The 12,630-nt window shown below is 76.8% G+C and carries 1 protein-coding gene; it reads left to right on the forward strand.

Translation table 11 applies throughout. The features are described 5' to 3' along the window. Positions 1–121: 121 nt before the first annotated feature. Positions 122–12,619, forward strand: coding sequence for an amino acid adenylation domain-containing protein (locus ABT369_RS06590; protein ID WP_350610683.1), 12,498 nt, complete (start codon positions 122–124; stop codon positions 12,617–12,619). Positions 12,620–12,630 lie beyond the last annotated feature (11 nt).

Below are 12,630 nucleotides of genomic sequence, written 5' to 3' on the forward strand. Positions count from 1 at the left end.
CGGCGACGTTTAGCATCGATATTGCAATAGCGACGATCGTAAATCTCTTCACGCGCCGATGAACCGGCGTGCGGCTGCGGCCGTGCGCCGGACGGCGGCGCGCGCCCGTTTGGGGGAGACGATGACCCACGACGAGCGGTACGCCGACCTGGTCCGCACCACGCTTGCCGGCCTGCCCGGCGGCCCTCGGGCGGAGGACGACCAGCCGCTGCGCGACCACGGGCTCAGCTCGCTGCTGGCGGTGCGGCTGGTGCTGGAGCTCGGCGCGCGGCTCGGGGCCGACGTGCCGATCGAGTGGATCACCGGCGGCACCACGGTCCGGGGCCTGGCCGGCCGCCTCGCCGCGCTCGCGCCCGGCTACGACCCGTCCCGCGACCGCGGCGACGATCAGCCCGTCGGGCCCGCCGCGGATGACGGCCTCCCCCTCACCCCGATCCAGCAGGCGTACCTCATCGGCGCCGACCCCGACCTGGGCACCGACCCGGTCGGCTGCCAGCTGTACCGCGAGTTCACCGTCGCCGGCCTGGACCCGGACGCGGCGGTCGCGGCCTGGCACCGGGTCGTCGCCGCGCACGACACCCTGCGGCTGCGCGTCGGCGACGACTGGCGCCAGCGCGTCGCACCGGCCGCCACGCCGGCTGCGGTCCCCGTGCACGACCTCTCGGCCGCCGGCCCCGCCGAGTTCGCCGCGCACCTCGGGCGGGTCCGCGCCCGGCTGACCGCCCGCACGTTCGGCCCCGGCGGCGAGGACCGCTGGGCGCTGGAGGTGAGCCGCGGCCCCGGCGGCGCCGGCGTGCTGCATCTCGTCATCGACGGCCTGATCATCGACGGCCGCGGCCTGGACCTGGTGCTCGCCCACTGGTGGCGGGCGTACGGCGAGCCCGGCCACGACTTCGGCGGCGGCCCACTCACGCTGGAGCACTGCCTGCGCACCCTCGCCGCGGACACCGGCACTCGCGACGCGGACCTGGCCTACTGGCGGGACCGCCTGCCCGCGGTGCTGCGCGCCCCGGCGGTGCTCGGCGGTGAGCCGCCCGCCGGCCCGCTGCCCCGCGGCGTCCTGCAGGCCGCCCTCACCCCCGCCCAGTGGCGCCGGCTGCGCGAGCACGCCGTCGCCCTCGACGTGTCGCCGACCGCGCTGGTCCTCACCGTCTTCACCGACACCCTCACCCGCCACGGCGCCCGGGACCCCTACGCGCTCGTGCTGACCGCCAGCGACCGGATGCGCCTGCCCGCCGCGGCCGACGCGGTGCCCGGTCCGTTCACCTCCACCGTCGTCTTCGCGGTCGAGCCCGCCTCCGGCCCCTTCGAGGAGACCGCCGCCGCCCTGCACGCCGCGCTCTGGCGCGATCTCGGCCACGCCCGGACCAGCGGGGTCGAGGCCCTGCGCGACCGGCACGCCGGCGGCGACGGCCCCCTGCCCGTCGTCTTCACCAGCCTGCTCGACCTGCCCACCGCCGACGTGCGCACCAGCTTCGCCGCGTACACCACCCACCGCTCCAGCCGCACCTCCGGCGTCGCGCTGGATCACCAGATGTGGGAGCAGGACGGCGCGCTGCGCATCCACTGGGACGTGGCACCGGCCCGATTCGCGGCCGGCACCCCGCAGACGCTGCTCGCCTCGTTCACCAACGCCCTGCGGGCCCTCGCCGCGGACGACGCCGCGCGCGACGAGCAACGCCCCCTCAACGAGCTGCAGAAAGCCTATTTCGTACCGCGGGTGAGCGGCCCGGCACCATGGGACGGCTGCCAGGTCTACCACAGCTTCACCGTCGACGCCCTCGACCTCGACCTTGACCCAGCCCGGCTGGAGGCGGCCTGGCAGCGCATGATCGAGGCCCACGACGTGCTGCGCTCGCGGCTGTGCTACGACGGCACCCTGCGCGTGCGGGCCACAGCCGGTGACGGCTGGCACATCCCGGTCATCGAGCTCGACCCCGGCACCGAGGCGGCGGAGCTGGCCCGCATCCGCGACGAGATGGCCGGCACCGCGTTCCCGCTCGACCGATGGCCCCAGTTCGACCTGCGGGTGACCCGCACCGCCGGGGACGGCGGGCCCCGGTGGGTCGTGCACTGCGGCATCGACCTGACCATCGCCGACGGCATCAGCATCCACCGCATGCTGCGCGAGCTGTTCCGCCTCGCCGCCGACCCAGCCGCCGCCCCGCGCGTCGCCCAGGCCTGGGCCGCGCTCGAGCGCCACCGCGAGGCCGAGTACCCGCCGCCGGCCCGCGACGCCGCCCGCGCCTACTGGCGGGAGCGCTTCGCCGGCATGCCGCCCGGACCCCGGCTCGCCCAGGACCCGGACCGGCACCGGCAGCGGCGCACCGGCCGGCTGACCGGCTGGCGGGCGCTGCGCGAGCGGGCCGAGGCCGAAGGGTACGGCGCCGACCCGCTGCTGCTGGCGATCCTCGTCCAGGCGCTCACGACGGTCTTCGACGAGGATTTCGCGCTGCCGGCCGTCCGGTGGACACCGCACGACGAGCCGTACCGCCCCGGCGAGCACACCGGCCTGAGCTGGATCGCCCGCGGCCCGCGAGCGCTGCCCGTCGCCGAGCGCGCGGCGCTGATCCGGCGGCAGTACGTGCGCGACGCCGCGGGCGACGCGGTCAGCGGCCTGGAGGAGCTGCGGCGGGTGGTCATGGCCCAGCGCCGCGGCGGCGACTACGGCTTCCCGATCGTGTACACCGGGCTGCTCGAGCTCACCGAGGAGCGCCTGCCCGACGGCGTCGCCGCCGGGCCCTGGATGACGTACACGCCGGACGTGTCCCTGGACTGCATCGCCGCCGAGGACGGCGACGAGCTCCTCTACTTCTGGGACGCCGTACCCGGCGACTTCCCGCCGGGCACGCTGGACGAGGCCTTCGCGTCCTACGAGCGACTGCTGCGCGAACCCTTCGTGGCCGAGCCCACCGCGGACGCCCCCTCGCCGGCCTGGAACGACACGGCCGTCGCGCACCCGCCGCCCGAGCCGGCCCACCTGCGCTTCGAGCGGCAGGCCCGGGCGCGCCCGCACGACGTGGCGTTGCGCTCCCGCGGCGGCACGACGACCTTCGGCGAGCTCGACCGCCGGGCCAACGGCATCGCCGCCCGGCTGCGTGCGCTCGGCGCCGGCCCTGGCACCTTCGTGGCGATCCGGGCCCGGCGCGGCCCCGGCATGATCGCCGCGGTGCTCGGCGTCGCCAAGACCGGCGCGGCCTACGTGCCCGTCGACCCGGCCCTGCCCGAGGCCCGCGCGCACGTCATGCTCGCCGACGCCGGCGCCCGGATCGTGCTGAGCTCCGGCGGCGCCGCCCAGTGGGAGCCGCCCGCCGGCATCGCGGTCGTCGATGCCGACGCGGTGCCCGGGTCCGACGCCGGCCCCGAGTGGCGCGGCACGCCCGACGACCCGGCGTACGTCATCTTCACCTCCGGCAGCACCGGCACCCCGAAGGGCGTCCTGGTCGCCCACCGGGCCCTGGACAACCTGCTGCACTGGGCCGCCCGCGCCTACCCCACCGGCCCCGGCGACGTCGGCCTGCAGGTCACGTCGCTCGGCTTCGACCTGTCCGTCTACGACATCTTCGGGCTGCTCGGCAGCGGCGCCGGGCTCTACGTCGCCGACGCCGAACAGCAGAAGGACCCGGCCCTGCTGCTCGACGTCCTGCTCACCGAGCCGGTGACGTTCTGGAACTCGGCACCGACCACACTCGCGCAGCTGATGCCGCTGCTGCCCGGCCCCGACCCCGCCCACCCCGGCACCGGGACCCTGCGGCTGGTCTTCCTCTCCGGCGACTACACCCCGCTGACGCTGCCCGACGCGCTGCGGGCCGTGTTCACCCGGGCCCGCATCATCAGCCTCGGCGGCGCGACCGAGGCGACGGTGTGGTCCAACCACTTCCCGATCGAGGACGTCGACCCGGCCTGGCGCAGCATCCCCTACGGCCGGCCGATCGACAACTGCCGGTACTACATCCTCGACGAGGCTCGCCGCCCCTGCCCGGTCGGCGTCGAGGGCGACCTGTACATCGCCGGCGTCTGCCTGGCCGAGGGTTACGTCAACCGGCCCGACCTGACGGCCGAGCGCTTCGTCGAGGACCCGTTCGCGAGCCCCGCCGGGCAGCGGATGTACGCCACCGGCGACCGCGCCGCCTACCGCCCCGACGGCGTCATCGTCTTCCTCGGCCGCGCCGACACGCAGGTGAAGATCCGCGGGTTCCGGGTCGAGCCGGGCGAGATCGAGCACTGCCTGCGCCGCCACCCGGCGGTCGCGGACGCGGTCGTGGTGCCCCGGCCCGACCCGGCCGGCGACCGCAAGCTCGTCGCGTACATCGTTCCGGCCGGCCCGTTGCCGCCGACCCGCGAGCTGCGCGCGTTCGCCGCGCAGACGCTGCCCGACTACATGGTGCCGAACGCGGTCGTCGCCATTCCCGCGTTCCCGGCGACCGCCAACGGCAAGCTGGACCGCGACGCCCTGCCGTGGCCGCCGCCCCCGTCGCCCATCGTCGACGGTGCTGTCATCGCCCCCGTTGCCGCGGCCCCGCCCCGGCCCCCGGCTCCCGCTCCTGTTCCCGCTTCTGTTTCTGCTGCGGTGGTGGAGCCGGCGGCGGACCAGCGGCTCACCGAGGAGCTGGCCGCGATCCTCGCCGGACTGCTCGGTCAGGCGTCGGTCGACGCGGAGCAGGACCTGTGGGACCAGGGCGCGACGTCGTTCACGATGGTCCAGGTCGCGGCGGAGCTGCGGCGGCGCTACGACCGCCGGGTGCCGGTCAACGTGCTGCTGGCCGAGCCGACGGTCGCCGCGATGGCGCGCCACCTGGCCTCCACCGGCGCCCGGCCAATGTCTCCGGCCCCGGCTCCGGTCCCGGCTGCGGTGTCCCCGGCCTCGGTCTCGGCTGCGGTGTCCCCGGCCTCGGTCCCGGCCGCGGCTGTGGTGTCCCCGGCCTCGGCCGTGGCGCCCTCGTCGCCAGCGCCGTCCGCCGAGCCGCCCGAACCTGTCGCGCCGCCCACCCCGCCCGAAGGTCCCTCACCGTCCAGTGTGGACGTCTTCTCCGCGGACGAGCAGGCCGCGTTCAAGGCGGCCGGATGGGGACAACGCCCCGCCGGGCCGGACGACGTCCTCGTGCCCCTCAGCGCCGCGGCCCCCGCGGCCGAGCACTTCCGGTGGCGCGGCACCCGCCGCACGTTCGCCGCCGGGCCGGTTCCGCGCGCCGCGTTCGACGGGCTGCTCGGCCTGCTCGGAGCCGACCCCGGCGACGGGCAGCGCCGGCTGTACCCATCGGCCGGCGACACCTACGCGGTGCAGGTCTACGTCCGGGTCCGCCCCGACGCCGTGCAGGGCGTCCCGGCCGGCCTGTACTACCTGCGGGCCCAGGAGCGCGCCCTGCAGCTGGTGAACCCGGCGCCCGACATCCCGCGCGGCATCCACTTCTTCTACAACCGGCCCGTCTTCGACACCGCGTCCTTCGAGGTGTACCTCATCGGGCAGTCGCGCGGCATCGAGCCCGTCTACGGCCCGGACGCCGACGGGTACCTGCGTCTGGAGGCCGGTTACCTCGGCGAGCTGCTCATGCTCGGGCAGGCTGCGTTCGGGCTCGGCCTGTGCCCGATCGGCGGCCTGGCCTTCGACCGCATCCGCGCGCAGTTCGCCCTCGACGACGGCCACCGCTTCCTGCACGCGTTCCTCGGCGGCCCGGCCGGGCACGACCCCGCGACGCCCGGCGCCGTGCCCGCCTTCGCGCCGCCCGCCGTGCCGACCGTGCCCGCCGTGCCGACCGTGCCCGCCGTGCCGACCGTGCCCGCTGCGTCCGCCGTGCGGGACGTGCGGGACGTGGCGATCGTGGGTCTGTCCGGGCGCTACCCCGACGCCCCCGACCTCGACCGGCTCTGGCAGAACCTGGCGGCCGGGCGGCGCAGCGTCGCCCCACCACCGCCCGGGCGGGCCGGTGACATCGGCTCGGCGCTGCCCGGCGCGTACCTCGACGACATCGACCGCTTCGACAGCCTGCTGTTCCACATCGCCCCGGCCGAGGCGCGCGAGCTCGACCCGCAGCTGCGCCTGGCGCTGGAGGTAGCGTGGGAGTGCCTGGAGAACGCCGGGTACACGCCGGAGGGGCTGCGCGCCGCCGCACCCCGCGTGGGCGTCTACGCCGCCGTCATGTGGCAGGACTACCAGCACGTCGGCGCGGCCGGATGGACGGACGGCGGCACGGCCCGGGTCTCCGGCGTCGCCGCGGACATCCCCAGCCGCATCTCCCACTGCCTCGGGCTGCGCGGCCCGAGCATCGCGGTGAACACCTCCTGCTCGTCCTCGCTCACCGCGCTGCACCTCGCGGCCACGGCCCTGCGCTCCGGCGAGTGCGACGCCGCCCTGGTCGTGGCGGTCAACCTGATCGCGCACCCGTACCACGCCGCCGTCCTGCGCGGCCTCGACCTCGTCTCCACCAGCGGGGTCGCGGGCGCGTTCGACGCGGCGGCCGGCGGCTGGTCGCCCGGCGAGGGCGCGGGCGCGGTCCTGCTGCGGCCCGACGCCGCGGCCGTCAGCGACGGCGATCACCGCTGGGGCGTGCTCGAGGCCACCTGGGCCGGGCACGCGGGCGGCGGCAACCGCTTCCTCGCCCCGAACGTCGCCGCGCTCACCCGCTCGCTGCGCGAGACCCTCGCCGCCGCCGGGCGGGAGCCGGCCGACATCGGCTACGTCGAGTGCGCCGCCGGCGGCTCCGGCATCGCCGACGCCGCCGAGATCCAGGCCCTCGACGCCGTGCTCGGCGGCCGCGGGGGCACCGTGCCCATCGGCACCGTGAAGGCCAACATCGGCCACCTCGAGGCCGCCTCCGGCCTGGCCCAGCTGACCAAGGTGCTGCTGCAGTTCCGCCACGAGCGCCTGGCCCCGACGCCGCGCGCGGACGAGCTCAGCCCGCTGGTCGACTGGGACGCGGTCGCGCTGCGGGTCGTGGACGCCCCGGCCCCGTGGCCGGCGCCGGACGCGACGGCCCCGCGCCGGGTGCTCGTCAACGCCCTCGGCGCCACGGGCTCCTACGGCCACCTCGTCCTGCGCGCGCCCGGCCCCCTCGCCGTGGCGCCGGCCGCCGACGGTCCCCTCGTGGTACCGCTGTCCGCGCAGACGCCCGACCAGGTGCGCGAGGCCGCCCGGCGGCTGCGCGCGGCCCTCGACGGCGGGGCGGTGCCGAGCGCCGACATCGCGTACACGCTGCAGGTCGGCCGGGTGACGATGGCGCACCGGGCGGCGTTTCCCGCCACCGACCCGGCCTCCCTCCGCGCGGCCCTCGACGCGTTCCTGGCCACCGGGCACCTCGAGGCGCCCGCCGACGTGCTGACCCGCTCCTGGCTGGCCGGGGAGCCCGTCGACTGGGCCGCGGCGTGGCGGGTACCGGGCCGCCGGGTGCCGCTGCCGACCTACCCGTTCGCGCCGGACCGGCACCGCCTGGCCGTCGAGCCCGCCCGTGCGCCCGCCGACGTCCCCGGCAACCTGGAGCGCTACCTGTGCGCCATGTTCGCCGAGGTGTCCCAGATCCCGGCCGGGCGCATCGACGCGCACACGCCGCTGGAGCACTACGGCCTCACCTCGCTGATGGTCACCGGGCTCAACGCCCGCCTCGCCGAGCGCTTCGACGGCGTACCGCGGACGCTGTTCTACGAGCACCGCGACCTGGCCGGCATCGCGGCCGCCCTGGCCCGCACCGCCGCGCCGCGGACCGCGGCCGGGACGCCGCTTGCCCGGACCCACGAGACGGAGGAGCGGACCGCGGCCGAGACGCCGCTTGCCCGGACGCGCGAGACGGCGGAGCCGATCGCGGTCATCGGGGTCGCGGGCCGCTATCCGCAGGCCGCCGACCTCGACGAGTTCTGGCGCAACCTGGTCGCCGGCCGCGACTGCGTCACCGCGCCGCCGCCCGGCCGCCCCGGCCCGGACGACGACGCCGCGATCGGCGGCTTCCTCGACGACGTGGACCTGTTCGACCCGATGCTGTTCCAGATCACCCCGCGCGACGCGGCGCTCATGGACCCGCAGGAGCGGCTGTTCCTGGAGACGGTGTGGCGCGTGCTCGAGGACGCCGGCTACAGCCGGGCCCGGCTTCGGCTGCGCCACGGCGGCCGGGTGGGAGTGTTCGCCGGCACGATGTACAACGAGTACCCCTTCTTCGGCGTCGAGCGATCCGCCGCCGGCGCGCCGATCGCGACCGGTTCCGCCATCGCCGGCATAGCCAACCGGGTCTCGTGGTTCCTCGACGCCGCCGGGCCCAGCCTGACCGTCGACACCATGTGCTCCTCCTCGCTCACGGCGCTGCACCTGGCGGCCGAGAGCCTGCGCCGGGACGAGTGCGAGGTCGCCGTCGCCGGTGGGGTGAACCTGTCGCTGCACCGCAACAAGTTCGTCCAGCAGCGGGCGATGGGCATGACCGCCGCCGGTGGACGGTGCCGGCCGTTCGGCGCCGGCGGCGATGGGCTGGTGCCGGGGGAGGGCGTCGGCGCGGTACTGCTGAAAACCCTGGCTCGCGCGCAGGCCGACGGCGACCGCATCCACGGCGTGATCCTGGCGACCGCGGTCAACCACGGCGGCCGGACCAGCGGCTACCTGGTCCCGAACCCGGTCGCCCAGGGGGAGCTCGTCGCCGGCGTACTGCGCCGCGCGGGCCTCGACCCGTCCGGTGTCGGCTATGTCGAGGCCCACGGCACCGGCACCGCGCTCGGCGACCCCATCGAGCTCAGCGGCCTCCAACGCGCCTACGGCGACCGGCCCGCCGGCAGCGTGCCGATCGGCTCAGTCAAGTCGAACATCGGGCACCTGGAGGGCGCCGCCGGCATCGCCGGGCTGACCAAGATCCTCCTGCAGCTGCGCCACGGGGAGCTGGTGCCGTCGCTGCACGCCGACCGGCTGAACCCGAACGTCGACTGGGCCGCCAGCCCGTTCGCCGTCCAGCGGGCCGCCGCGCCGTGGCCGCGTGGCGCCACCCCGCGCCGGGCCGCGCTGAGCTCCTTCGGCGCCGGCGGCAGCAACGCGCACGCCCTCGTCGAGGAGGCGCCGCCGGTCGCCCCGAGCACGGTCCTCGGACCGCAGCTCGTCGTCGTCTCCGCCGCGAACCCCGAACAGCTCGCCGCCGTCGCCGCCCGGCTGGCCGGACACCTCGCCGACCACCCGGGCCTGGACCTCGCCGGCGTCGCCCACACGCTGCGCGCGGGCCGCGAGGCACTGGCGCACCGGGCCGCGTTCGTCGCCGCCGACCTCGCCGAGGCCGGGCGCCGCCTGGCCGCCCTCGCCGCCGGCGACCACACCGGCATCGTGCTCGGCCGCCGGAGCGGCCCGGCCGGATCGGGGCCGACCGTGGCCGATCCGGAGCGCCTCGACCTCGACGAGCTCGCCCGGCAGTGGACAGCCGGCGCCGAAGTCGACTGGGACCGCCTGGGCCGGGCCGGCCTGGTCGCACTGCCGGGCCATCCGTTCGCCCGCATGCGCTGCTGGCTGCCGGATGCGGCTCCGCCGGCGACCGAGCGCGACCAAGAGGTCGAGGGGGCGTCCGCCGCGGTGCCACTGACGGCCCGCCGGTGGGAGCCGGACGAGGCGCCGCTCCCTGATCTGTCGCCGTTCCCCGGTGCCGTGCTCTGCCTCATCGCCGGCGCCGACGGCACGGACCTCGCGGCGCGGGTCGCGGCCGCCCTGCCCGCCACGCGGTTCGTGCTCGCCCGCACCGCGGCCGGCGCGGGCGACGACCTGCCGGTCGTGGACTCCGAGGCGGCCGGCCTGGCCCTGCTCGACGCGCACCCCGGCCTCACCGGCTGGCTCGACCTGTCCGATGTGGACGGACCCGCCGCCGGAGACCCCCGCCCCCACACCTGGCGGCCCCGGCTGACGATGCTGCAGCGGCTGCTGCGCGGCCCCCGGCCCGTCGCGCGGATCCTCCACGTGACCCGCGGCGTCCAGCCGGTCGGCGGCACCCCGCCGCGGCTGGCCGGCGCCGTCATGACCGCCCTCGTGCGCTCGATCGCCGCCGAGCACGCCGCGGTCCGCGCGACCGCCCTGGACTGCGACGAGGCCGACCCGGTGCGCATCGCGTCCGAGTTCACCGCCGGCGCCGGGGCCGAGGTCTGCCATCGGTCGGGGCGGCGGCTGCTCCCGCTGACCGTCGCGGCGCCGGCCCGGCCGCTCCCGCCGGCGCGGTTGCGCGCGGACCGGGCGTACGTGGTCACGGGCGGCACTCGAGGCCTCGGCGCCCTCGCCGCCCGGCGGCTGGCCGAACGGGGTGCCCGGCGGATCGCGCTGTTCTCGGCCAGACCGGTGTCGGGGGACACCTATGCCGCGCTGGAGGCCGAGGGCGTCACCGTGCACGCGTCCGCACCGGACCTGACCGATCCCGCCGATCTCGCCGCGGCACTGGAGCGGGTGCGGGCCGAGCTCGGGCCGATCGGCGGGCTGGTGCACTGCGCCGGCCGGGCCGCCGCCCCGGGGCCGCTGGTGCTGCGCGACCCCGCCGACGTCGCCGCGGTGCTCGCGCCGAAGACGGAGGGCGCCACGAACCTCGCCGAGCTGTGCGCGGCCGACCCGCTGGAGTTCGCGGTGCTGTACTCCTCGGTGTCGGCCGCCGTTCCCGCGCTCGCCGCCGGTGTCGCGGACTACGCGGCGGCCAACGCGTACCTCGACCTGCTCGCCGGCTACCAGGCTCGCCTCGGCCGCACCGCCTACCGCAGCGTCCAGTGGACGGTCTGGCGCGAGTCGGGCTCGGGAGCCGGGGCCGCGGCGGCGTGCGCCCGGGCCGGGCTCGGCACCCTCACCGATCGCGAGGGCCTGGACGTGCTGGACCTCGCGATCGCCGGCGCGACGGAGACCGTCGTGCAGACCGCACCCGCCGTGCGGACCGAACCCGTCGTGTCCAGTCCGGTCGACACGGTTGCTGCGGCCGGGTCGGTGCCGGGCTGGCTCGCCGAGCTGTTTGTGGCGACCGCCGGCATCCCCGCCCAGGCGCTCGACCCGGACGCGGAGTTCCGCGATCTCGGCGTCGAGTCGGTGATGCTGGCCGAGCTCGTGCGGCGCATCGAGGAGCATGTGGCTCAGCCGGTACCGCCGAGTCTGCTTCTGGAACATCCGACCCTGCGCCGGCTGGCCGCCGCGTTGCCGGCACCGGACCCGGCCCCCGCCGCCGAGCCGCGGCCCGCGACCCCGGCACCGGCCGGGAAGGTCGCCGTCATCGGCCTCGCGTGCCGCATGCCCGGCGCCGCCGACGCCGACGCCTTCTGGGACAACCTCGTCGCGGGCCGCTCCGCGGTGACCGAGGTGCCGCCCGGCCGCTGGAGCGCCGCCGAGCTGTACCCCGGGCGCAGCGTGAGCAAATGGGGCGGGTTCGTCGACGGCATCGAGGACTTCGACGCCGGCTGGTTCGGCATCGGCGAGCAGGAGGCCGTCTGCCTCGACCCCGGCATCCGGCTGTTCCTGGAGTCCTCGGTCGGCGCTCTGCGCGACGCCGGCTACCGCGACGACGAGGTCCGAGGCCGCGACGTCGCCGTGTTCGCCGGCGCCCGGCTCTCCGGCTACCGCCACCGCGCCGGCGTGCGCGGCGGAGCGGCGGGGCTCGGTGCCGACCAGAACTTCATCGCCGCCCGGGTCGCCGACGCGCTCGACCTGCACGGGCCGAACCTCGTGGTCGACAGCGCCTGCTCCTCCGCGCTGGTCGCCGTCGGCCTGGCCTGCCGCAGCCTGCTCAGCGGCGAGTCCGAGCTGGCGCTGGCCGGTGGGGTGGAGATCCTGCTCGACGAGGAGCCGTACCTGCAGTTCACCGCCGCCCGCGCGCTGTCACCCTCGGGCCGCTGCGCCACGTTCGACGCCGACGCCGACGGGTTCGTCCCGGGCGAGGGCTGCGGCGTGCTGGTGCTCAAGGAGCTCGGCGCCGCGATCCGCGACGGCGACCGGATCCGGGCCGTCATCGACGCGGTCGCGGTGAACAACGACGGCCGCACCATGGGGCTCACCACGCCGAACCCGGTCGCCCAGGCGGCCGTCGTGCGCCGGGCCATCGCCGCCAGCGGGTACGGCGCCGGCGACATCGGGCTGCTCGAGGCGCACGGCACCGGCACGATGATCGGCGACCCGATTGAACTGCGGGCGCTGACCCAGGTGTACCGCGAGTCCACATCGGACACCGGCTACTGCGGCCTCGGCAGCGTCAAGACGAACGTCGGGCACCTGTTGTCCGCGGCCGGCATCGCCGGGCTGCTCAAGGTCGTCCTCGCCGTCGAGCGCGGCGTCCGCCCGCCGACCCTGCATTGCCACCGGCCGAACCCGCGCTTCGACTTCGCCGCGTCCCCGTTCACGCCGCAGCTGGCCGCCGAGCCGTGGGCCGGGCGGCGCGTCGCCGGGGTGAGCGCGTTCGGTCTCGGCGGCACCAACGCCCACGCGATCGTCTCCGCGCCCGACGACCACGTCGCCGCCGGGGTCCGCCGCGCCGCGCTGCCCGCACCGGGATTCCAGCGGCGGCGGTACTGGCTGGAGCGCGCCGCCGCCCCGGCGCCCGAGCCGGCACCCGCCCCGCCCGAGCCGGTCACCGTGCCGCCACTGCCCGCATCCGTGTCGTCGCTGCTGGACCTGCGTTTCGTCAGGACCACGCGGGTGAACGGCCGCACACCGAGCTGAACCAGGAGACA

Source organism: Dactylosporangium sp. NPDC000244 (assembly GCF_040300725.1).
Taxonomy (GTDB): Bacteria; Actinomycetota; Actinomycetes; order Mycobacteriales; family Micromonosporaceae; genus Dactylosporangium.